General features: G+C 37.1%; 20 protein-coding genes. 8 read left to right on the top strand and 12 right to left on the bottom strand.

The features are described from left to right. Positions 1-142: 142 nt before the first annotated feature. Positions 143-1,882 carry a Na+/H+ antiporter NhaC family protein gene (locus ACKI2P_RS02425; RefSeq protein WP_407374676.1) on the bottom strand — a complete coding sequence of 580 codons (1,740 nt, stop codon included), beginning with the start codon at positions 1,880-1,882 and terminating at the stop codon, positions 143-145. Positions 1,883-2,150: 268 nt separating this feature from the next. Between ACKI2P_RS02425 and ACKI2P_RS02420 the strand changes: the two genes are divergently transcribed. Continuing rightward, the gene (locus tag ACKI2P_RS02420; RefSeq protein ID WP_407374674.1) at positions 2,151-2,669 is read left to right on the top strand and encodes a hypothetical protein; all 519 of its coding nucleotides are present in this window, start codon (positions 2,151-2,153) and stop codon (positions 2,667-2,669) included. A 12-nt stretch (positions 2,670-2,681) separates the two neighbouring features. On the opposite strand, the gene ACKI2P_RS02415 is transcribed toward ACKI2P_RS02420, so the two are convergent. After that, positions 2,682-4,121 (bottom strand): hypothetical protein, encoded by a 1,440-nt coding sequence (locus tag ACKI2P_RS02415; protein WP_407374673.1) that lies wholly within the window; start codon positions 4,119-4,121, stop codon positions 2,682-2,684. A gap of 175 nt (positions 4,122-4,296) precedes the next feature. Between ACKI2P_RS02415 and ACKI2P_RS02410 the strand changes: the two genes are divergently transcribed. The 4 genes from ACKI2P_RS02410 (at position 4,297) to ACKI2P_RS02395 (ending at position 6,679) form a co-directional block, all read left to right on the top strand. Continuing rightward, positions 4,297-5,247, top strand: coding sequence for a ketopantoate reductase family protein (locus ACKI2P_RS02410; RefSeq protein WP_407374671.1), 951 nt, complete (start codon positions 4,297-4,299; stop codon positions 5,245-5,247). Positions 5,248-5,451: 204 nt separating this feature from the next. After that, a complete protein-coding gene (locus tag ACKI2P_RS02405) occupies positions 5,452-5,943 on the top strand; it encodes a hypothetical protein (RefSeq protein WP_407374670.1) in 492 nt (163 codons plus the stop codon). Between the two features lie 2 nt (positions 5,944-5,945). Beyond that, entirely contained in the window at positions 5,946-6,389 is a 444-nt protein-coding gene (locus tag ACKI2P_RS02400) for a hypothetical protein (RefSeq protein ID WP_407374668.1), read from the top strand. 8 nt (positions 6,390-6,397) lie between these two features. Further along, the gene (locus tag ACKI2P_RS02395; RefSeq protein WP_407374666.1) at positions 6,398-6,679 is read left to right on the top strand and encodes a hypothetical protein; all 282 of its coding nucleotides are present in this window, start codon (positions 6,398-6,400) and stop codon (positions 6,677-6,679) included. On the opposite strand, the gene ACKI2P_RS02390 is transcribed toward ACKI2P_RS02395, so the two are convergent. After that, complete coding sequence (locus ACKI2P_RS02390) at positions 6,671-6,946, bottom strand: hypothetical protein (protein WP_407374664.1); 276 nt, start codon at positions 6,944-6,946, stop codon at positions 6,671-6,673. The genes ACKI2P_RS02395 and ACKI2P_RS02390 overlap by 9 nt on opposite strands. A gap of 9 nt (positions 6,947-6,955) precedes the next feature. Continuing rightward, entirely contained in the window at positions 6,956-7,147 is a 192-nt protein-coding gene (locus tag ACKI2P_RS02385) for a hypothetical protein (RefSeq protein WP_295112293.1), read from the bottom strand. 52 nt (positions 7,148-7,199) lie between these two features. On the opposite strand from ACKI2P_RS02385, the gene msrA reads away from it, so the two are divergent. Further along, the gene (gene msrA / locus ACKI2P_RS02380; protein WP_407374662.1) at positions 7,200-8,123 is read left to right on the top strand and encodes a peptide-methionine (S)-S-oxide reductase MsrA; all 924 of its coding nucleotides are present in this window, start codon (positions 7,200-7,202) and stop codon (positions 8,121-8,123) included. Positions 8,124-8,141: 18 nt separating this feature from the next. Next, a complete protein-coding gene (locus ACKI2P_RS02375) occupies positions 8,142-8,537 on the top strand; it encodes a hypothetical protein (protein ID WP_407374660.1) in 396 nt (131 codons plus the stop codon). Here the strand turns inward: ACKI2P_RS02375 and ACKI2P_RS02370 are convergent. Together ACKI2P_RS02370 and ACKI2P_RS02365 are read right to left on the bottom strand one after the other, a co-directional pair. Further along, complete coding sequence (locus ACKI2P_RS02370) at positions 8,524-9,504, bottom strand: Mrp/NBP35 family ATP-binding protein (RefSeq protein WP_407374658.1); 981 nt, start codon at positions 9,502-9,504, stop codon at positions 8,524-8,526. The genes ACKI2P_RS02375 and ACKI2P_RS02370 overlap by 14 nt on opposite strands. A 15-nt stretch (positions 9,505-9,519) precedes the next feature. Beyond that, a complete protein-coding gene (locus ACKI2P_RS02365) occupies positions 9,520-10,851 on the bottom strand; it encodes an FAD-dependent oxidoreductase (RefSeq protein ID WP_407374656.1) in 1,332 nt (443 codons plus the stop codon). A 74-nt stretch (positions 10,852-10,925) separates the two neighbouring features. Here ACKI2P_RS02365 and ACKI2P_RS02360 point away from each other — a divergent pair, with 74 nt between their 5' ends. Further along, positions 10,926-11,549, top strand: coding sequence for a CatA-like O-acetyltransferase (locus ACKI2P_RS02360; RefSeq protein ID WP_407374654.1), 624 nt, complete (start codon positions 10,926-10,928; stop codon positions 11,547-11,549). On the opposite strand, the gene ACKI2P_RS02355 is transcribed toward ACKI2P_RS02360, so the two are convergent. From ACKI2P_RS02355 to ACKI2P_RS02330, 6 genes are all read right to left on the bottom strand, one after another. Next, on the bottom strand, positions 11,550-11,789 hold the full coding sequence (locus ACKI2P_RS02355) for a hypothetical protein (RefSeq protein ID WP_407374652.1): 240 nt from the start codon (positions 11,787-11,789) through the stop codon (positions 11,550-11,552). 30 nt (positions 11,790-11,819) lie between these two features. Further along, positions 11,820-12,251 (bottom strand): hypothetical protein, encoded by a 432-nt coding sequence (locus tag ACKI2P_RS02350; RefSeq protein ID WP_407374651.1) that lies wholly within the window; start codon positions 12,249-12,251, stop codon positions 11,820-11,822. A 35-nt stretch (positions 12,252-12,286) separates the two neighbouring features. Then, positions 12,287-12,781 (bottom strand): hypothetical protein, encoded by a 495-nt coding sequence (locus ACKI2P_RS02345; protein ID WP_407374649.1) that lies wholly within the window; start codon positions 12,779-12,781, stop codon positions 12,287-12,289. Between the two features lie 173 nt (positions 12,782-12,954). Further along, entirely contained in the window at positions 12,955-13,299 is a 345-nt protein-coding gene (locus ACKI2P_RS02340) for a TIGR04076 family protein (protein ID WP_407374647.1), read from the bottom strand. Between the two features lie 174 nt (positions 13,300-13,473). Further along, positions 13,474-15,009: an IS1182 family transposase gene (locus tag ACKI2P_RS02335; RefSeq protein ID WP_407374646.1), complete on the bottom strand. Its 1,536-nt coding sequence runs from the start codon at positions 15,007-15,009 to the stop codon at positions 13,474-13,476. Between the two features lie 244 nt (positions 15,010-15,253). Next, positions 15,254-23,157, bottom strand: a 7,904-nt coding sequence (locus ACKI2P_RS02330) for an Ig-like domain-containing protein (protein WP_407374644.1), incomplete at its 5' end; no start/stop codon positions are given.

Below are 23,157 nucleotides of genomic sequence, written 5' to 3'. Positions count from 1 at the left end.
ATTATCAATAAATTGGTATTAAAAAAATAAACTCATTAAATGTTAATTAACATTTTCAATTAAATTATATGTTCAAACAAAAATGCAAAAATTAGAAAGTATAATCAAGAGAATGAATTAACTAAAAAAAAATAAAAAAAGTTTAGGAAGTAGAATCTTCCTCAACTTCATCAAAATCGACCTTTTCACCTATAATTCTAAGTCCTATAAACATCACTACTACACCAACAGGGATTAAAATGTACCATGGGACACCTAATCCTGCAGGGATGTAACCGAATACTATAGCGATGATAGCGACGAATATCGCATAGTAGATTTGTGTTTGAACGTGGTCAATGTGGTTACAGCTTGTTCCCATAGATGAAAGGATTGTTGTATCTGAAATAGGGGAACAGTGGTCTCCGAAAATCGCACCTGTCAGTACTCCACTTGTACATACGATTGTGAAGCTCATGTCTCCGGTACTTACTGCCCATCCTAAAGGAATTGCAAGAGGCATCAGAATACTCATTGTACCGTAAGCTGTACCTGTTGCAAATGAAATTACCGCACCCAATATGAAAATCAGTGCAGGAACAATGAAGGCAGGAATTGATCCTGAAAGCACACCTACAAGATAGTCAGCGGTTCCGACATCACCGATAACTCCACCGAGTGACCATGCAAGAAGAAGGATTACACCGGTAATAACGATAGTTTTCATACCGCCGATCCATTCGGATATTGCATCTTCGATTGAGAGTATTTTTTCACCGACTGCCATGACTATTGCAACGATGGATGCAAGAAGTGCTGCCTGGAACAGTGCAACGGAAGCGTCTGATGCTGAAAGTGCTTCAAAGATACCGTTGAATGATAATGGAGCTGTTTTCATTAAGGTGATGAGAGCCTGGTCTTCACCGCCTAAAATAGTAGTGTAACCGCTCCAGTAGAATGCAATGAGTGCACCTATAATAAGGGTACCGATTGGTATGATTGCATTCCAGACTGATAATTTGATTCCTTCAACCGGTTTGACTTCGTCAAATCCAGGAGCTTCAGCAACTACAACAGGTTCGTCTTTTTTCCTTGCACGTGCTTTTTGTTCGGCTTTTTTCATCGGACCGAACTCGTATAAGGTCAATGCTGAAATCACAATGAAGATTAAAATAAATATATTATAGAATCTGTATGGAATAGTCTGTAAGAAAATTCCAAATCCAGTTACGTTTGTTGCACCGACAGATTGGAAACCTGCAGCGATCAAACTAATTTCCAAACCAATCCATGTTGAAATGATTGCAATACCAGCTACAGGAGCTGCAGTTGCGTCTACTACAAATGCCAATTTTTCACGGGAAACTCTGAGCTTGTCCATTACAGGTCTCATAATCGGACCTACAATCAGGGAGTTTGCATAGTCGTCGAAAAATACACATAAACCTAAAATCCATGTAAAAAGCTGTGCTTTTCTTGGAGTGTTAGCTCTTTTTGCAAATGCATCTGCAAGAGCTTTTGCCCCACCCATTTTGGTAATCAACTGAATTACTCCTCCGATGAGAAGACATTGGAGGATAATACCTGCATTCCATGGGTCTGCCATACATGAAATGATTTGGGAACCCAGATTGAGGAATGCATTTATGATTGTAGATATAATATTCAAATCATTTGAACATAACATAAATTCTCCCACAAAAACACCAATAAACAGGGACAAAACTGTTTCTTTTGTAATGAATGCTAAAACAATAGCAACAAGTGGCGGTAATAAAGTCAATATCCCGAACCTGACGGAATTGTCTGCGTTAGCTGGTGTTTGTGAAATCCATAAGGATAACAGGAATAGCGCTATTATACTAACAGCAGCTATCAATCCAATTCTAACATTTCTATTCATAATCACACCATTTTTCCTATATATTCATAATTCGTTAAATTAATAAATAAAATTTATAAATATTCAATAGAAAATATCCAATATCTCTGAATATTTTTCATTAAATAAATGTTAAACTTTTATTTCAATGAATTATATACATTATTTTGTCGTTTTTAATATAAATAGTATTATTATTTAATTATTCGAATATTAACGAAACAACAGTTAAAATATACCAATAATTATATACTTTAAAATCAAATATCTTTAAATAGGTGAAAAAATAATGAATAAACTTTATGCATTGCTTATATTTTTGATAATCCTTTATGTCGGAATTAATGTGGGTGCAGACAACATACACCTGGGACCGTCCGATGCAGGAGTTGGTGATGATGCCAGTAATGCAAATGTAAACGCCAGCTTTCCAAAACTCGACAACTTTACCGACAAAAAGGTTAACGATACAGCCGTAATATATGAAGATGCACAGAACATGACAATCAATCTTATGCAAATAGACAGTTCACAGAACCTGTCCGACCTTTCAAACCAGCTGATCAGTTCCGGAAAATACACTTCAAATCAGGTGATTGACCAGAACGGAGTTACAACATACTTCCTCTACAATGAGGGCAGTGACGATTACAGTGCGGACATTTACTTCAACAAAAACGGCCAGAACTACCATATTTCCGGTTCAAACATAAGCTATGAGAACAGTGACTACTTTATAAACCACTGCAAGTCAATCATTGACAGCATGTCAGGTTCCGGAAGTTCACAAGGCTTTTCAAGATGGTGAATTTAAGATAATTCAATTATCTTCTATTTCATCTATCATATCCGAAAATTCATCTCCGAATTGCCTCAGATAATTCAAAACCATCTCTTTTTTATTTAAATTTTCATTTTCATAGCAGTATTTTTCAAAATCAGTGTAGTCCACCATGTTGAGACAGTACTCATCATAGATGGCAAGAGGATGGCTATCCAGAAACTCATATCCCTTTGCGGTAATCTTTCCATCACTAAAGTAACCTTTCGCTTCAAGATATCCTTTAAGAGATGACCAGTCAATGTTGTATGTGTTTTCTATTGTAAAGATTGAATATTTCTCTTCAATTCCCTGTAAAATAAGGTTCAAAAACTTGTATGAGATAAAGCGAATGTCTTCAGCAAAATCGTCTTCACCGTGATTGATGGAATCCATGAGACTGTCAAGCATCTCGTCAGGATTATATTCAAGGTTTATTCCGCAGAAGTGGCAGAACCTGTCATGTGAGTCAATAGGCATGCCGCAATAGGGGCAGGTTTCGCTGTGGGATTTGATAGTGGGTTCTGTTTTCCCCTCAAAAAGATAAGCCAACCTTACAAGAAGGGATTCGTTCAAAACCATTCCTGCCTCATACTCCTCGATGAGCTGGCGTTTTATGCTGAATGCTTTCTGGCGGGTCACGTGTGCGTCATCTATAAGGGACTCGATATATGGTGAAAACTCATCACCCTCGCCGACAATCTCATCCAGGGAATATGTCTTGACTGGAATGTTTTCTTCAAGTTCCATAAGTATCTCCATGATTTCAATTTCATTAGATAAAAACACATCCTTAAGCTCTTTTAGTGACTCGTCGTTTGCCTGATTTCTAAAATCCAGACAGTCATAGTGAATTATGTCGTAGTTGAGGGGCTGGCTGTATGCAATGATGCCATTGTCGATGTCAAGAAAATGTATGCTGGCACACATTTTCAAATCATAGAAATGGGTTGAAAGCTCCTCGGACAGATCATAGGGAGCGTTTGCAAGTACATGGCTTCCGGGAACGATAAATTCAATTGAACTTGCAACGATATCGTCATTAATCTTTTTAGCAAAGCCGTATCTGATGAGCAGTTCGACAACAAGACGTGTGGGCTCTATTATGCTTGGCTTGTTGTGTTCGGCCATTGTATTTAGAATCTCATCAAAAAACAGACCGTTACCCCGAAATTGAGGCATCACATAGATGTTGTTTAGGGCAGCTGTTATGAACTCCCTTGAAAAGTCATATGAGCAGAATCCGACAACCTTGTTTTCAAAAACCAGTTCCTTGAAAAGACTGCACTCTGATGCCTTTAAAATGATGCCCTCTTCTTCAATAGCATGGAAAATATAACCGTAATGCTCATTTAAAATATCTAATACATTCAATGTGCCTTCGGTTAAAAATACCCTTTGCGTTCCGTTTTCCCTTATAAGATAATTCACTTCATTCATTTAAAATTATATTAAATTTACTCTTATTTAAATTAATCTGTTATTTGCGCTTTTTTAGGCATGACTAAGTGAATAAAATTAGTTACAACAAAATAAACAGCTGAATGATGAAAAAATATTAGTTATACCAAAATTTAAAAGCCCTGAAGGCCAATAGTTTAATGAGGTTAAAAAAATGAAAGTTTTAATTATCGGTGCCGGAGGAGTTGGAATCGGACTTGCGGCATCCATGAGGTCACAGAATGCTGAAATTTCAATATTCGCCAGAGAAAAAACAGCAAAAGCAATAAGAGAAAACGGAATCAAAAGATGCGGTCTTTTCAAATCATATTCTTTCGGACCGGATGAAGTTGATGTATACGATGACTACGGAGAGATTCCAAAAAACACGTTCGACTACATATTCATCTCGTCAAAAACAGTCGCAAACGATGAAATATCACAAAGACTTTCACAGCACAGAGACATCATGAAGGACGAAGCGAAAATAATCATTTTCCAGAACGGATTCGGAAACGATGAGCCGTATCTCAGATACTTTGATGAAAGTACAGTTTTCTGCTCAAGAGTGATTACCGGCTTTGCACGCCATGAAAGATACATAAGTGAAGTTACAGTATACACAGAACCTATTTTAATCGGATCTCTTCAAAAGCAAAATCCCGAAGTGCTTAAGCCTATTGCGGAAATGATTACTGCATCCGGAATTAATTGTGAGATAACCGATGAAGTTGACAAGTACCTGTGGGCAAAGATGCTTTACAACTGCGCCTTAAACCCCCTTGGAGCAATACTTGATGTGAACTACGGCAAATTAACCGAAAACGATTATTCAACAGAAATCATGGACAATATCATTGATGAGATATTTGAAGTCATAAATGCAAGTGAATACGAAACCCTTTGGGAGAATTCCGCCGAATACAAAGATCTTTTCTACTCAAAGCTCGTTCCGGATACCTATGAGCATTTCTCTTCAACCCACCAGGACATCAAAAGGAAAATAAAAACCGAAATCGATTCGCTTAACGGAAAGGTTATTGAGCTGGGTGAGAAATACAATATCGATGTCAGTACCAACAAAATTATTTACAATTTAGTTAAATCAATAGAAAATGACTTCTAAATACCCTAAAAATACTAAAACTTTATATACATGGAAAATATAAATAGTATTGTTCATATTGTTATATACTATTTTTTTATAATATGAACAATGGTGATGGTTGAAATGAGCATTCGTTTGTATTCCTTTAGTGGTGTTTAGGAAGAGAATGTTCATTTGTTTTTAAAAGACTTATTTTTATAGAATTAATTATTAGTGATTATTATGAGCGAACTTAAACAATTGATAGAAAAATTTATAGAAATTGACGACAGTATAAACGAAGAGGTTGAAGCACTCCTTGAAGAAAACGAAGACTTTGATGAAGACGCTTTTTCAAAAGAACATGAAGATGAACTCAATGAACTGGGCGAAATCTACCATGAAATCGAACATATGGTATTCAATGAGGAATTCATAATCGTTTTAAATGCAAGCAGCGAAGACAAGGAAGTTGTAGCATTAATCATCAGTGATGAAGATGAAGAAAGCGAAGAGTTTGTAATTCCTGCATACACCGATGAAAAAGAGGCTGAAGAAGCTATTGAAGTGTTTAAAGAACAGTTCGATGAAAACGAATTTGTCTGTGAAACCAAAACCGGTAGTGAAATCATCGCTGATCACAATGAGGATGAAGATTTCATAGGCATTGCAATAAACGCACCTCAAATGGAGTTTGTCATTAACGGTGAAGACGTTCACGACTGCTGCGAGTAAACATGAAACCTAAAGACTACGAAGACTATCAGAAAAATAACGTTAAGGCATCAAAAAGCCCCATCAAGGAATATATTCAGATTTATGCAGACATGGCAAAAAAGCTCAAAAGCGAAGATGCTCCTGAGCTTGATGCCGTGAAAAGAAACATCAAAAAAGCTTATCCTGATGAAATCTACTTCACTCTGATTGATGAAATTGAAATGCCTGTGAAACTGCTGATTAAAGAGCCTGGAAAAGACTATATCATACCTGTCTTTACTGACATCAGGGAATATGCCATCGGAAGTGCAAAGATATCCGAACTCTTTTTGGACAAGCTGGAAATGAAGGTCATAACACCTGATGATATTGAGCAGATGGCAGCCGAAGACGAGCATTTCCAGGGTTTTGTGATAAATCCCCATTCACAGAACTTCAACATGGACAGAGACGCAAACTTTTAGGTGATACGATGAAATTCATTTGCCCTGCCATCGGAGAAGACCATGAAAAAGACTTTCTTGTAGTCGGAAAAATAGATGATTTTAAAATAGTTGCCTTCACAGACATTGCAGAATACGAAAAGGGAGTGAAATATCTCGAGCTTTCAGACGACTATGCACCCTGTGAAGTGTCAGCCGAACTGTTTGTTGAACTTTCAAAAAAAGATGATGAGTTTACAGGCATCATTTTAAATATACACAGTGAAAACAGAAGTGTTACAAAAAAAGAGATACTTGAAGAATCATTCTGATTCTTCTTCTGTTTCCTCATCTTCCACAACCTCGCCAGACATGTAGTACTTGTATCTGTAGGACATTTTGAATCCTGTCTGGACTTCCCTTTTTGGCCTTCTTTTGCGTTTTATGTGCGGTCCGTTCATATCCCTGAACTTGTCCTGATGAGGTTTGGTCAAACTCTTGTTTTCACGTACATAAGTGGTTTTTTTATTTCTAGTATGGGGAGCCCTGTACATTCTTTTTCTTAAAAGGCGTCTGGTACTGGTTACGCGTCTAATCACAAAAATCACTTATCTTCTGTTTCTGTTTTTTGTAGCGGATTTATCTAAAGTAGCTTGAATTTCATCAATTCTTTCAACAACAACCTTGATGGCCTGTTCACCCTGACGAGTAGGATTTATACCCTGTTCAACAAGCAATGCATCCCTGATATCCCTTAGTCTGTCAATTGAATCGATTTTCATTATTGTACTGTAAAACATTAAATTTCCTCCAATATAATATAAGATATAATTTATCTAATAAAAATATTTTATGATGAAGGACAAATCATTAATCATGTTTGAAAAACAAAGTGTGATTTATCTGGCGGGAGGATGCTTTTGGGGCATTGAGGCATTCGTCTCAAGGCTCAAGGGAGTCAACCAGACAGAAGTGGGATACGCAAACGGAATGGATTTAGCTCCTACCTATGAAAAGGTATGCACCGGAAAAACCGGCCATGCAGAGACAGTGAAGGTTACATACAATCCAGAAATAATATCTCTGGAAGAGATTCTTGAGAATTTTTTCAGGATTATAGATCCGTATTCTGTAAACCGCCAGGGTGCTGATGTAGGAACACAGTACAGGACAGGCATCTACTGGCAGGAGGATGAACAGGCAAGGACTGTTCTTAAGTTTTTAAGTGCTAAAAAAAGAAATTCAACAAAAAGGATAGTCGTTGAGGCCCATCCCATAAGCAATTTCTACACAGCCGAATCTTACCATCAGAAGTATCTTGAAAAGAATCCGCAGGGCTATTGCCATGTCGATTTAAATTTAGTGGACGATGAAGAATTCGACCACCTGAGCGATGAGGAGTATAAAATAACACAGCTTGCAATGACAGAACCTCCATTCACCGGAAAGTATGATGGCTTTTTTGAGGATGGTGTGTATGTGGATGTTGTTGACGGTGAGGTTCTCTTCTCTTCAGATGACAAATTCGACTCAGGCTGCGGATGGCCTGCCTTTTCAAAGCCGATATCCGAAGAGGTTATAACAAAACACAGGGATTTCTCACACGGCTCAACAAGAATTGAAGTGAGAAGCAAAAAGGCAAACTCACACTTAGGCCACGTTTTCAATGACGGACCGGGAGGTTCCAAAAGATACTGCATCAACTCTGCAGCGCTTAAGTTCATACCGAAAGAGAAACTGGAAAGCATGGGCTATGAAAAATATATTAAACAATGAAAATTAAATTATGATACAATGAAAATCGAAGACATTAAAAACCCGGAGCTTAAAGACCACATAAACATGATTTATATGCATGGCGAAAACCAGAATCAGGCGGCCATCGAAAAAATCGAAAATGAAATCAGAGACTATATCAAAAACAATTATCTCATAATTTCAATAGAAGAGGGAAAACCTGTTAAAATCCCATATGCAAACGATGGAGAATACATCGTTCCGGCATTTACAGACGAACATGAATATACCATGGGAATGCAGTACTTTTCACTGAACGTGATGGATGAAAACAAGGAATACGTAATAGAAAAACTGGATTATTTTAAAAAATTAAAAGAAGATCCTAATTTCTTAGGATACGTCATAAATATTGCTCGTGTCAGTTATATTATCAACACTAGTCTTTTATAAACTCATTTTGAATGTCGGAAACTATTTCGACAAACCTTTTTGAAACCTCATCTGAAGGGTCAAGAGTTGAGATAACCCCATCATGGTTAGGGGAGTCTGAAACCTTCTCTTCAATCGGAAGCTCACCGAGATAGTTGATATCCATCTCTTCAGCAAAAGCCTCACCATTACCCTTACCGAAAATGTTTAACTTTTCACCGCAGTGAGGGCACATGTAGTAAGCCATGTTTTCAATAAGGCCTATTTTGTCAATGTTCATCATTTCAACCATTTTTACGCATTTCAAAACATCTTCCTGTGATACTACATTTGGTGTGGTAACCATAATAACCGCATCAGCATCAGGAATGGTCTGCAGTACTGTCAAAGGTTCGTCTCCGGTTCCTGGAGGGTTGTCGATTATAAGATAGTCAAGTTCGCCCCAGTAAGCATCGGAAATCAACTGTTTAATGGCACCTGTTTTTTGAGGTCCTCTCCATATAATCGGTGTGTCTATGTTTTCCAAAAGGAATGCCATTGACATTACCTTCAGGCCGCTTTCAGTGGTTACAGGGAAAAGTGTTGCATTAAATTCTTCCTGTTTAGCCTTGATGAAAGCCTGTTTTTCCTCATCGGTCTGGAAGTTTTCTGCTTCAAGACCCGCTTCGGTAATTTCCTTAAACCTTTGGAACTGGTCCTGATGGAATGCCTCGCCGTATACTTCAAGGCCGAGCATCTTAGGTATGTTAGGACCGTGGATGTCCGCATCAAGGATACCTGTTTTGAATCCGAGTTTTTGCAGGGTTTCTGCAAGGTTGGCTGCGACTGTAGACTTTCCGACACCTCCTTTTCCACTCATTACTATAAGTTTATGTTTGATCTGGCCGAGATTTTTAGCTAGTCTAATCTCCTGTTCAATCATTTGTCTTTGCTGTTCGGGAGTCATCTGACCCCCATGACCATGATGACCATGTCCATGTTCAGGCATAATTTTAATCCTCCTTTAATTGAATTTTTTACTTACTTCTTCTACTGCTAATATAAGCGGATCTGTAACCATTGATACAGGCGGTGCATAAGCGAATTCCATATTGCTTAAATCAAAGCAGGTTAAACCTTCTGTAATTGCCAATGTCATTGTATCAATTCTTTCTGCTACTCTTTCCTCTGCTATGATTTGGCAGCCTATAATGGTTCCGTTTCCATCACATATAACTTTGATATCCATAGGTTTTGCATTCGGATAGTAACGTGCTCTTGTAAGTGCTTCAACTTTCTGCACAACAGGTCTGATTCTGTTCTGCTGAGCGAAACTTGTGGTGTATCCGACTGCACCGAATTCAAGTTTTCCAACTTTTGAAACCATAGAGTTCAATACCGGATTGAATTTTGATTTCTTGTTGCAGATTGTACGTGCCAATGTTTTTGACTGGCGGACTGCAGTTGTACCTAATTGTGAAATGGTGTTTGAACCTAAAATAAGGTCTTTTGATTCGACACAGTCCCCGAGAGCGTAGATGTCATCCACTGAAGTTTCCATCCTGTCGTTTACAAGGATTGCCCATCTTCCGATTTCACATCCTGCCATCTTAGGAAGTTCCAGCTCTGCCCTTACACCTGTCGCCATGATTACCATGTCTGTGTCGTAAATTTCCTCATCACCGAAGCAGGCCTTTTCGACCTTGGTTTCACCAATGAGCTTGGTGATAGGTTTTCCGAGTACAACCTGAATTCCTTCCATTTCAAGATATTTAACCAGAATGTCAGACATGTCCTTGTCAAGAGACCTAGGTACGATTTGAGGAAGCATTTCACTTAAAATAACGTTCAGTCCCTGTTTTTTAAGGGCGAATGCAATTTCAATACCTATAAGACCAGCACCGGTAACGATTGCGTTTTTGGCATCTTTCATGGCTTCCTGAACCTTTTTACCGTCTTCGATGTTTCTGATTTTAAATACTCCGTCAAGGTCAACACCCTGCATCGGAGGCACAAACGGATTTCCTCCTGTTGCAAAAACGAGCTTGTCATAGTCCATGACTGTTTCCTTGCCATCCTTGAGGTAAGTTACAGTTTTTTTATCGGAATCGACTGCAGTGACTTCAGCCTCAACTATAACGTCAATGTCCTTGTTCTTGTAATCTTCAGGAGTTCTCATCACGATATCATCGAATGACGGGATAGTACCTGACAGTACGTAAGGAATTGCGCATGGAGAGTATGCCACCTTGTCATCTCTTGTGATAACGGTTATTTCTATTTCTTTATCTAGTTTACGAATATTTGAAGCTGTAGAGATTCCACCAGCTCCTCCACCTACAATAACGACTTTCATTTTAACAAAACCATATATGATTTATACAAAGTAATATTTATCAGAAAATATATAAAAAGATTAAGGTTTTAAAAATGAGAGAAATTGAATTTGATTTAGATGGAAATCCCTTTATTGACTTTTTAACCTCCAGATATTCAATGACTTCAAGGGTCAATGTGGAGAGCCTGTGGAACTTCTGCCATGAAAATGAAAAATCATTTTTCGTGATGAGTCTGGGGTGTCTGATGAATGCGGTAAACAGTGTGGCCCAGATGAGGCGAAGAATAATTGAAGATAAGGTAATTGAATTCGACTATCTTGAAGGGACAACTCCAATAATGGATGAGAAAAACAAGATTTACAAGGAAATGAGGGTTGAAACACCTCAGAATTTCAAGAATATATTTGAATGGCATGATTATGTGAAGGACTATTCAAGAAGGATTTTGAACGGTGAAAGTGAATCATTTACATTGGAAATGAACAAAAGGGATATGGAAAACATTGCTAATTTTTCATGCATTCCATGGGTTGATTTTGACTGCCTTTCAACAGCCATCGTCACTAGCAATCAGATACAACCCCTCATTAGTTGGGGGAAGGTCAATGAAAAAAATGAGATGAGTGTGGCCATAACCGTAAGCCACATCTTTGTAAACGGCCGTGAACTTGGACACTTTTATGAAAATGCACAAAAGGAGTTTGACAAGTATTAATTATTTGTTTTTAGCAATATCAAGATCTTGTCTCAATTTTTTAATATCCAAATCCTTTTCAGCCAACAATTCATCTATACTGATAAATTTTTCTTCCTGAATTCTAAGTAATTCATCCTTAATTTTAATAGTTTCCTCTAGCCTGGCAATTTCAGCCTTAAGTTCCTGAATTTTCTCTAACTCTTTAACATGAGAAGGAAACCTCTTCCTCACATTCTCATCAACAGCTTTGATTTTCATGGTAGCAACTCAAAAAAATAAATTGAATGATTATTTGCTTTTGGCAATATCAAGCTCTTGTCTTAACCTTTCAATCACCAAATCCTTTTCAGCCAACAATTCATCCATACTATTAAGCATATCTTCCTGACTACTAAGCAATTCATCCCTACTCTCAATAGTTTTCTTTTGCCTGGCAATAGCAGCATCACGTTCCTGAATCTGCTCCAACGCCCTAACATAAGAAGGAAACTTATTCCTCACATCCTCATCAACGGTTTTGGTTATCATGGTAAGCAACTCCCTAACTTTATTTTCATCTTCCGCAAAATGGACTTTTATCATTCGTTTTAATACCTGATGAATGTCCATTTGAAGATTTTCATCCAAATAATCAACGGATGAAAAGAGTTCAACAACTTTTTCGGTAACTTCCTTTGCGATATGCTTTCGAACAAAAATCGGAATATAAGCAAAATTCAAAGCTTCATGTTCGGATAATCGCTGATTACTGTTGATTATATTTTTAAGGTATTTAATCTTTCATAGATTTCATCATCATCCAAAATTTTAAAATATATCTTGAAGGCATCCCCATGAGATTCAAAGATTATCTCACTGAGTTCATAATCTATATTAGTCACTACAACACTAATTGCAGGCAGATTATTGTTGTGAATCAAACCAACCTTATAATCATAAATTGCATCTATTTTTTTGAAATCCAATCTGTTGGACTGATGCTCTATGCCTTCTGCGGACTTTTGAGGAATAGTATCATCAGGCAGAACCAAATGGGCCGCATCCATACGAAGATTGATTCCATCATCTGTGAAAACTTCAGTTTCCAATGGCTTTACGAAAATTCCTGGAAAATTCAAACACTGATGAGTTGACTCAGGATATCTGTCATCAATCAGTCTAAATGAAAAATCAAAGGGGAAATTATTATCCTCCAGAACCATATAGTCTACCAATTCCTCAATTGAATCTTTTTGTTCACTGTCATTCATTTTAACCAACTACTTTTTTATTTTATTTTTGTCATTTGACTGACAATGGTGATGTAACTGCAAATGAAGTATTATTTATTTTGTAAAACTTAATATTTATAGTTTTATTTTAAATAAAGGAAATTTTGAGAGTTAAAATCAATTTAATGAAGTTAGAGCAATTTTTATATTAATCAGTATAAAATTTTAAAATCATCATCTTTAGACTCAATACCTGTTGCCTCCAATTTCATGATAACAGGCCTCAAACCGTCATTGCATGAAACGACTGCAACTCCGGGAGTCTTAATCCAGTCATTGAAATACCAGACTTCCTGTGCTCCATGCGCAAGGGCAAAAACATATTGGTAAATAGCTTTCCACGCTTCATCACAGAATCCGTCAGGCTTTGCATAATCTGCATAAAATGTTTGACCTTCACTCATTAAAGGACATGTAGACAATCCTTCAACACCATACTCTTTTGCAAGATCCTCCTGCAGAGTTGTCCTTAAAATAGTAATCTTAACTTTTTTCATGAAATTTTATTTGTTTAAAATATATGATAATCTTAACTAAAAGATACCATATCAATTAATCACGATTTTTTTGCATTTTCATAACTCATAAGCCTGATATTATTTTTGAGGATGGGACGCAAATTTTTTAATTGATTTTTGTTTTTCAGGTTTTTTTTATTTTTCTTATTCTTTTTAGTTGTTTTTTGTGCGTATTTCGTTGTATATTCTTTTTAGGTTGTGTCCTGTTGCGTATAGTTTGAATTCTGTGTTGACTTGTTTTAATCCTGTTGTTTTGAATTCTGTTAGGTGCATGTTTTGTTTTAGGTTTGCAAATGGTAGTTCTGCTGTTTTTGAGCGTAATTTGTATATTTCTTTTGCTTCGGAGGTTTCCATTTTTCTTTGCATTCTGATTTTGGAAGGGTTTCCGTAGTCTTGGATTATTCTGGATCGGTTTCCTTTTGCGCAGAATTGTTGCATTGGGCAGTTTTTGCATTCTTTTGTCCAATGGCTTATTCTGGGTTTGTCATCGTATGTGTATTCGCTGATTTTGTATAATGGTTGTCCTAGTGGGCAGATATATGTTTTTATTTCGTTGTTGTAGGTGAAATTGTCTTTTCCGAAGAATTTTTCGGATTTATTGTATTTTTTTGTTTCTCTTGCGAGTTTTCGTGAGGATATGTAGCCATCCAAGCCGTTTTCTTCAAGATATTCTGTGTTGGCATCTGTGGAATATCCATTGTCGGCACTTACTTGGAAATTGGAAGGCATTTCATTGAATATTCCGGTTAAATTTGATTTTACTTGTTCCATTAATGGAATGAGTTCGTGATGGTCTGATGGATGGTCTGTAATGTATGATGCGAGTATTATTCCTTTGTATTCGTCTACTGCGATTTGTCCGTTGTAATCAAATTCCCATCGTCCTTTTTTATTTACCATAAAGCGTGAGTCGGGGTCATTTATACTAATAACATCTTTTCCAGATTCGTTGAGTTTTTCTTCCAGTGTTTCGAGCTTTTCTAGGATTTTTTCAGGATTTTTCTCTGCTTGTTTTAAGAGCTTTTTACTGGAAGCTCTTAGTTTATCTTTGTTTCTATCGTCTTTGGATGATTCTTTAACTTTTTCGTAGACTTTTTTGAATTTTTCTTCGTTGGTTAGTGTTTCTGGAACGCTGTTTCCAGATTCTTCACCTAATTCTTCGTCTTCTTCTTCATCTAATTTTATGCTTTCTTCAAGATGTTGTTTCATGATTTTTAATTGTTGTTCATTTGTTAATTTGTTCATGGATGTTTTTGCTTTTATTTTTGTTCCATCCAAACTCACATGATGGATTTTAACTAAATCCTCTTCAGTTGCAATTTTTATTGTCATTTTAAAGGCTTCATCAATTAGATCGGAATATTCGCGCTTAAATCTTAAAATTGTACGATAACTAGGATGTTGCATGCCTGCTAAGTACATATAACCCACATCTGTTTGAGTTCTTCGTTCAATTTCACGGGAAGATAATCCTCCATCAAAAACACTCATTAAAACTAGCCTAAGCAACAATTCACGAGGATAAGCAAATTCACCAGGCGTATCAGCAAACTCCCGGTTCGCTTCAGAACAATCAATATGATCAGCCACATTTTTAATAAAATAACAAGGATGGTCTTTCGGAATCAATTTCCTCAAGTCCATAGGCACCAACATGGTCTGATTAATAGTATCATCTCTTAAAACCATAAATAAAACAACCACAAAGTTCAATACTTATAATAATAGATTGTACTTTATAGTATATAAAATTAAAGGAAAAATAAGAAAGAAAAAATTTAAAAATTAGTGGGTTCGTGTCCCACCCTCTTTTTGCAAAAAAAATGCCAAATTAATTCAAAAATATCACAGTTTTCATGAACAGTTCAAGAATATAAAAGAAACTAATCAGAGGATTATTAAAAAAGAAAAAAAGAATAGAGATGGGACATCTCTATTTTATTGTTATTTTTGTACTTGCTTTTGCTGCATTATAGGTTGTATCACCTGCGTATTTAATGGATGCAGCATATATACCTTTTTTGGTTATTTTAAGGCTGAATGTTGCCTGACCTTTAGCGTTTGTTTTTGCTGTGTAGGTTTTTCCATTGATTTTCATGGTGACCTTTTTACCTGCGCCGAAGTAAGTTTTACCATCAGCGGATGCTCCTTTGATGGTTTTTAAAGTTACTGTGTACTTTTTGGTTTTTGCAGTGGCCTTGAATGTTTTTGCAGCTGCAGTGATAGTAACAGGTTTCTGTTTAATGATAATCAGATATACAGACATGGTTCCGTTGTATTCATCATCACCAAGGAATGCAACAGCAAATGTTAATCTGTTTTTATCCTTGAAGTTGATTTGTACACTGGTGAAACCATTTGCGTCAGTTGTTCTTTCACGTGTTACACCATTTACACCTATGAATACAGTTTTGTTTGCGATTGGGTTGCCTTCACTGTCAACAAGTTGTGTTGTGAAGTTCTGACCTCTTTCACCTGCATAATATTCGACTGCGTATTGTGTGTAGTCTTCACCCAATATCTTGGTGGCCTTTCTGGTCTGTGTGAAGTTTAGGGTAATTGTGGTGCTTGCAGGCAGATATTTGTCGTCTCCAGCATATGAAACCTCAATTACACAGTTGTTTTCACCTGTGAAGTTGAAAGATCCGTCAGCATTGGTTGTTACAGACTGTGTTGTTTTTCCGATTGTGAAGTTTACAACCGCATCTGCAATTCCTTCACCGTTTTCGCTTACAAGTCTTGCGCTTACGGTGTAGTCCTTACTTATTACAACATCAACAAACTCACATGCATATACAGGCACTTCCTCAACATCGAATGAAGCGGATTTAACGACAGATGAAGTCTTATCGTCACCAGGATATACGACAACAACGCTGTGAGTTCCTGCGCTTAAATTGTTGAGAGGATATTCCACACTGCCGTTTACCAGAGGTACGGTAGTTTCTTTACCGTCGACAATCAGAGTCACGCTTCCGGTTGCGCCAGGAATGTCCACTTTAACGTTTGCGTCTTCACCCGCTTTAACATCACTAGGAACAGTAATGTCCGCATCTGAAGTCTGTTTTGGAACGTTTACCTGTTTAGTTATGACTACCTCGTCATGTGTTTCATCACCAGGATATACCACAACGATGCTGTGCTCGCCGGCCGGCATCTCATCTATAGTGTATTGTGCGCTTCCGTTTTCATCAAGTGGGACGATGTTGTCTTCACCGTCGATGATGATGTGAACTTCACCTGTAGCGTTTGGAATTGAAACGGAAATTGTTTCGTTTTCACCGGCTTTAACGTCAGGTATTTCAACGTCCACTTCAGGAGTGATCTTGGCTGAAACTGTGATTGTAGAGTTTTTGGCCTCAGCAGGGTTGTACACATCGCTTCCGATGTATCTTGCGGACACGTCATATTTTCCGGCAACGTCCATGACAACTTTTGCTGTTTTTGATTTTGCAAGGTCAATGCTTATCTGCTTGTCACCTATTTGGACAATTACGATACCTTCCTCAAGAGGGGCGGTTAGAGTAATTTCAGTTGACTGACCTTCGGTAACATCAGTGGCTTTGACTTCAATTGTTGTGTCGAGCTTTTTGACAGTGAATGTTATATTAGCAGAAGCCTGCATATATTTATCAGTTTCACCTACAGTTGCCACAATAATGTGGTCTCCTGCAGAGAATCTTACAGTTGTGCTGCCTCTCAGTGGTGGTTGTTCAACACCATCTACATATACGACAGCTTTTCCGTCAGAGTCGGTTGAAACTTCAATGACCACATCTTCACCTACCCTGAAATCATCAGGAATGGTGATTGTTACATCTGCCTCTCTTTTGTCAACACCGAATGTCATTGAGAACTCGAACGGTTTCAGTTCAGCTGTTTCAGGACTTATGACTTCAATAGTGTGGTCTCCTGCGGAAATGTTTTCAACTGTGATTTTGCCGTCAACTACTTCATATAATATGCCGTCCACCAGTACGGTTGAATTTTCGTTATCCATTTCAACTGCAATTACAACATCATCGCCTGCATAGAAGTCTTCTGTGACAAACTCAATGTCAATTGAAGGTTCTTTTTTATCGTTTACATGTATATTTGCAGGTTCTGAAAGTGTTTCTGCGAATCTGTCATCTCCAAGGTATTTTGCTGTGACCGGATAATCACCAGGTTGCGCAAGAACAACATCCAGTGATTTGGATTTGGAAATGTTAAGTGAATACTCGGTTCCGTTGACGTTTATGACTACAATTCCAGTAGCGTCTTCATCTATATCGAGTGAAATAGTGGTTGGCTCGCCTGCAGTTGCAAGTTCTGTGTTTACATATACTTCAGCTTCTTTTTTATCCACAGCAAATGAGGTTGTGTTGGTTGCTGCAAGATATTCGTCGTTTTCAGCAACACTTGCAGTGATTGTGTGAGTTCCTGCAGTTGCTTTAATCTGATTGTAGTTTTCAAGTTTTTCACCGTCAAGATATACAACAACATCGGCTCCGTCATATGTAGCTACATTAATTCTCAGTGTCTTGTCAACAACAAGATCTCCTAAAACGCTTATGATTATGTCAGCTTCTTTTTTGGATACTGTGAAAGATTTGGCAGTTGAATTTGCCTTGTTTGTTGCAGTTTCAGGACTTGTTACTTCAATGACATGGTTTCCTGCAGAAAGGCCGTTTATAACAACTTTTCCGTTGTTTACATCATATCTCACATTGTCAATAAGCACTTCGGCATTGTCTCCGCTTGGAGAGGTTACCATAATTTCCACTTTGTCCGCTACCTTGATGTCTTCAGGAACGGTAACGACGATTGGAGAGTCTGCTTTTTCGGATACTTCAACTGTTTTTACATTGGACTGGGAAGCTTCACTTTCGTTATTGCCCATGAATGTAGCATTGATTGTGTATATGCCCGGTTTGTCCAGTGTGATTTCCATTTCATATTGATCAGGATAGCTGATTGAATAGATTGTACCGTTTACATTAAGCAATATGGTTCCTTCAGCATCGGAAATCATGTTGATTGTTACGGTATCGCCGACAAGTACGCTTGAAGGGGTTGCATCGATTAGAATGTGTGACTCTTTTTTGGATACTGTATAGTTGATTACTTTATATCCTGCCTTGGTGTTTGTGGTTTCATTTGTTCTGATTACAATAGTGTGTACACCTTCGGTTGTTGGGATACTGTAATCTCCTTCAGCATCAGGAGTGTATTTTACACCGTCAATGTAGACTTCAGCATCCTCAGGTTTAATGGTTATGTAATGAGGCTTACCTATTTCAACATTTTCAAGGTTATTAACCTCGATTTCAGCTTCATCTTTTTCTGTTACTTTTATAGTAATCGGTGAATGTAGAGCAACATTATATTTATAATCACCAAGATATATGGCGCTAACAGGAACATCACCTGCAACAGGCATTACAACATCGATTTCAGCTACACCATCACTATTGAGAACAACTGAATACTCAGTACCATTAACATTAATCACGACAGTACCTGTGGCATCTGATTGTGTAACACGAACGCTGATAGTGGATTTTTCACCAGCTTTAGTAGGAGTGCCTCCCAATAAAATATTAGTGTTATATTTAGTTACAGTATACTCACCCACTTCAAATACAGCCTTATTAGTAGCAGTTTCATTTGCAACAATTACAACAGAATGAGTTCCAGCATCTGTCGGAAGGGTTACATTGCCATTTTCATCAGGAATAAGTTTTTCACCATCGACATAAACATCCATATCCTCAGGAACATGAATTGTTTTAATTTCTCCGACTTTAACGTCACCAAAGTCAATGCTTGGAATATCACTTCTGGCATCTTTTTCAGCGACAGTAATAGTAGTAGCTTCGCTGTCTTTAGCATTATACTTGTCATCACCTTGATATTTAGCAGTAATAGTTGCTTTACCCGGTGCATCAATTACCACTTCAGTTGAATTTGCATCTGATAAGTCAATAGAGTATTCAGTGCCGTTAACATCAATTACAACAATACCAGTAGCACCATCAGTAATATCAACAGCAATAGTGAATTTTTCACCAGCTACAGCAGGTTCGGCAGTTATTTCAAACTTGTCAACGTCATGTTTTGAAACAGTGTAATTAACCACTTCAAATACTGCTTTATTTTCAGGTGTTTCATCAGCAACAATCACAACAGTGTGATTACCAGCAGTTGTAGGTACTGAAACTTTTCCATCTTTAGAAGTCTGTTTGATACCATCAACATAAACATCAACACCCTCAGGAACAGTAATATCAAGTTTATCATCGACTTTAACATCACTTAAATCAGGAATGACAATATCAGTCCTGTCAGATTTTTCAGTTACTTTAATAGTTGTGTTTTCAGCATCTTTAGCATTATACTTATCATCACCAAGATACCTTGCGGACAATGGAACATTACCAGCAGTTGGCATGACAACCATTAACTCTTTAGTTTTAGAAATATTCAATGAATATTCACTGCCGTTAACATTAATCACAACAATACCGGTTGCACCATCAGTAATATCAACAATAATAGTAGATTTCTCACCAACCTTAGTTTCAGAACCGCTTACACTAATCTCAACATCATTTTTAGTAACAGTAAATGTTTTAGTAGCACTTGCAGCCAAGTAACTGTCAGTTTCATCCACAGTAGCAACAACAGTATGTGTTCCGGCAGCAATATTTTCAACAGTTGAAGTTTCAACACCATCAACATAAACAACAATATCGGCACCATCATAAGCAGTCACAACAACATTCACATCATCACCAGCTTTAACACCAGAAATGTCATCAATTGTAATTTCAGTTGGTTTTTTAACAGCTTCGAATGTTTTTATTAATTCTTCTGCTTGAGAATCTGCAGTTTCATCAGCTATTACAGTAATATTGTGTACTCCTGCAGAGGCAATTGAAACAGTCACATTATCATTTTCATCAGGAATCTGTTTTACACCGTCAACATAAACTGTGATAGGTGAATCTGCTTTAACAGTTACATTAAATGAATCTCCAACTTCAATTTTTGAAGGAATACCTGAAACTGTTATGTTAGCGGAAGCTTTTTCAGATACTTTAATATCATCACCAGTTATGTCTTTAGCGTTATACTTTTCATCACCTAAATACTTAGCAGACAATGGAATATCACCAGCAGTTGGCATGACAACATCTAACTCGTTAGTTTCAGAAATATTCAATGAATACTCCTCATCACCGACTTTAACAACAACAATACCTGTTGCACCATCAGTAATATCAACAGTAATAGTAGATTTCTCACCTGCTTTTGTAGGTTCAGCACTTATTTCAAACTTGTCAACGTCATGTTTTGAAACAGTGTAATTAACCACTTCAAATACTGCTTTATTTTCAGGTGTTTCATCAGCAACAATCACAACAGTGTGATTACCAGCAGTAGTTGGAACGGAAACATTTCCATCTTTAGGAGTCTGTTTGATACCATCAACATAAACATCAACACCCTCAGGAACAGTAATATTAAGTTCATCATCGACTTTAACATTACTTAAATCAGGAATGACAATATCAGTCCTCTCAGATTTTTCAGATACACTAATAGTAGCAGGATCAGCATCTTTAGCATTATACTTATCATCACCGAGATATCTAGCGGACAATGGAACATTACCAACAGTCGGCATAACCACTTCTAGCTGTTTGGTTTTAGAAATATTCAAGGAATATTCACTACCGTTAACATTAATAACAACAATACCGGTTGCACCATCAGTAATATCAACAGTAATAGTAGATTTCTCACCCGCTTTAGTTTCAGAACCGCTTACGCTAATCTCAACATCATTTTTGGTAACAGTAAATGTTTTAGTAGCACTTGCAGCCAAGTAACTATCTGTTTCAGCCACAGTAGCAACAACAGTATGTGTTCCGGCAGCAATATTTTCAACAGTTGAAGTTTCAACACCATCAACATAAACAACAATATCGGCACCATCATAAGCAGTCACAACAACACTTACATCATCACCGGCTTTAACACCAGCAATGTCTGCAATTGAAATTTCAGCCACTCTTTTGGCAACATTGTAGAATACTGTGATTTCATCTGCTGAATATCTTGAGTTTGCATCAGGAACATATTTTACGGTCACGTTGTTTTTGCCGGCAACAGTCTGCACAGGCAATTCTATTAAGGTTGAAGGACCTTCAATAGGTGTTTCGATATTTCCTATTTTGATTGTACCTGTTGCATCTGATGGCAAGCTTACGGTAACGTTTGTTTTATTTCCCCAAACAGTATCTTTAGCAGTAGCGTTGAATTCGAATGTGTAAATTGGGCGAACAATGAATTCTCCAGGAACTGTAACTTCATTATAGTTGGTTGTTCCATAGTAGTGTGCTGTGATTGTGTATTTTCCGACAGGCAGGTTTTCAAATTCTGTTTTGTTGAACCTGTTGGAGATTGTAATGTTTCTTGTTTGGATAACTTTTGTTCCCTGCATTATTGTAATGTTCACATCACCTGTAGCTTCGGTTCCCATTGTAATGAAGACAATTTCCTTTTCACCGACTGTGATGTTATTTACCTGAACGCTCATTTTTGGAGAGATACCGCTTACAGTAACACCAAGTGTTGCTTCTACGGATTTATGGTTTTTGTCAGGAGTTGTGACAACCTTCAATGTGTATTTGTCTTCAGATAAGTTTGATACAGTTATTCTGTTGTTATCCAATTTGATTATTGCCTCGTCATGGCCGACAATTGTTATGTTTTCAAGGTCAATTGTACATCCTGTGCATGTTGCTATGGTTGAACCTTCATCCTCGTATGCAAATATGATTGCATTACTGAATGTGACTTCAGAGTCAATTTTGTCAACTTTGATGTTTGCTGTTTTTACAACAGATTTGTGGTTTTTATCAGGAGTAGTTACAATTTTCAAGGTGTAAGTTCCCGCATTTAAATCAGAAATAACAATAATATCATTTTCAAATGCAATTCCTGCAGACTGACCAACAACAGTAATATTTTCAACATCAACACTACATCCAACATAACCAGAAACAGTTACATAACCCATATCATCATAATCAAACACAATATCAGATTTAGATAAAGTAATATCAGAATCAATCTTATTGACAGTAACAGAAACAGTATTTTCAACAGACTTGTGATTATCGTCAGGAGTTGTAACAACTTTTAAAATATATTCACCAGCATCCAAACCGGAAACATTAACCACATTACCCTCATAACTAATAACCGCTTCAGGATGGTCAACAACAGTAATATTTTTTTTATCAACAGTACAACCATCCAAAGTCAAAGCAGTAGTATTTGAACCTTCATAATCAAAGACAACCACATTAGAGAAACTGACACTGGAATCAATCTTATTAACTATGATGTTTGCTGTTTTTTCAACGGATTTATGGTTTTTATCAGGAGTAGTTACAATTCTTAAAGTGTAATCGCCAGCATCTAAATTGGAAACATAAATCATATTGTTTTCAAATGCAATTAATGCACCGGACTGGCCAACAACAGTAATGTTTTCAGCGTCAACACTACATCCATCATAACCTGTAATTTCAACAGAATCCATATCATCATAGTCGAATTCCAAATCGGTTTTAGATAAAGTGATATCGGAATCAATCTTATTTACAGTAACAGAAGCAGTATTTTCAACAGACTTGTGATTATCGTCAGGAGTAGTAACAACTTTTAAAGTGTATTCACCGACATCCAAACCGGAAACAGTAATCACATTAGTATCAGGATCATATTCAATAACCGCTTCAGAATGATCAACAACAGAAATATTTTCCTTATCAACAGTAC

This window comes from Methanobrevibacter sp. (assembly GCF_045541095.1).
In the GTDB taxonomy this organism is placed as follows: Archaea; Methanobacteriota; Methanobacteria; order Methanobacteriales; family Methanobacteriaceae; genus Methanocatella.
This window is presented reverse-complemented; position numbering and strand designations above follow the sequence as displayed.

Excerpts from the sequence above, each read along its gene's own strand:
- msrA (WP_407374662.1), top strand. The coding sequence starts at position 7,200 with ATGATGAAGGACAAATCATTAATCATGTTTGAAAAACAAAGTGTGATT.
- ACKI2P_RS02395 (WP_407374666.1), top strand. The coding sequence starts at position 6,398 with ATGAAATTCATTTGCCCTGCCATCGGAGAAGACCATGAAAAAGACTTT.
- ACKI2P_RS02405 (WP_407374670.1), top strand. The coding sequence starts at position 5,452 with ATGAGCGAACTTAAACAATTGATAGAAAAATTTATAGAAATTGACGAC.
- ACKI2P_RS02345 (WP_407374649.1), bottom strand. The coding sequence starts at position 12,781 with ATGAATGACAGTGAACAAAAAGATTCAATTGAGGAATTGGTAGACTAT.
- ACKI2P_RS02420 (WP_407374674.1), top strand. The coding sequence starts at position 2,151 with ATGAATAAACTTTATGCATTGCTTATATTTTTGATAATCCTTTATGTC.
- ACKI2P_RS02360 (WP_407374654.1), top strand. The coding sequence starts at position 10,926 with ATGAGAGAAATTGAATTTGATTTAGATGGAAATCCCTTTATTGACTTT.
- ACKI2P_RS02335 (WP_407374646.1), bottom strand. The coding sequence starts at position 15,009 with ATGGTTTTAAGAGATGATACTATTAATCAGACCATGTTGGTGCCTATG.
- ACKI2P_RS02355 (WP_407374652.1), bottom strand. The coding sequence starts at position 11,789 with ATGAAAATCAAAGCTGTTGATGAGAATGTGAGGAAGAGGTTTCCTTCT.
- ACKI2P_RS02375 (WP_407374660.1), top strand. The coding sequence starts at position 8,142 with ATGAAAATCGAAGACATTAAAAACCCGGAGCTTAAAGACCACATAAAC.
- ACKI2P_RS02340 (WP_407374647.1), bottom strand. The coding sequence starts at position 13,299 with ATGAAAAAAGTTAAGATTACTATTTTAAGGACAACTCTGCAGGAGGAT.
- ACKI2P_RS02385 (WP_295112293.1), bottom strand. The coding sequence starts at position 7,147 with ATGTTTTACAGTACAATAATGAAAATCGATTCAATTGACAGACTAAGG.
- ACKI2P_RS02415 (WP_407374673.1), bottom strand. The coding sequence starts at position 4,121 with ATGAATGAAGTGAATTATCTTATAAGGGAAAACGGAACGCAAAGGGTA.
- ACKI2P_RS02365 (WP_407374656.1), bottom strand. The coding sequence starts at position 10,851 with ATGAAAGTCGTTATTGTAGGTGGAGGAGCTGGTGGAATCTCTACAGCT.
- ACKI2P_RS02425 (WP_407374676.1), bottom strand. The coding sequence starts at position 1,882 with ATGAATAGAAATGTTAGAATTGGATTGATAGCTGCTGTTAGTATAATA.
- ACKI2P_RS02370 (WP_407374658.1), bottom strand. The coding sequence starts at position 9,504 with ATGCCTGAACATGGACATGGTCATCATGGTCATGGGGGTCAGATGACT.
- ACKI2P_RS02410 (WP_407374671.1), top strand. The coding sequence starts at position 4,297 with ATGAAAGTTTTAATTATCGGTGCCGGAGGAGTTGGAATCGGACTTGCG.
- ACKI2P_RS02400 (WP_407374668.1), top strand. The coding sequence starts at position 5,946 with ATGAAACCTAAAGACTACGAAGACTATCAGAAAAATAACGTTAAGGCA.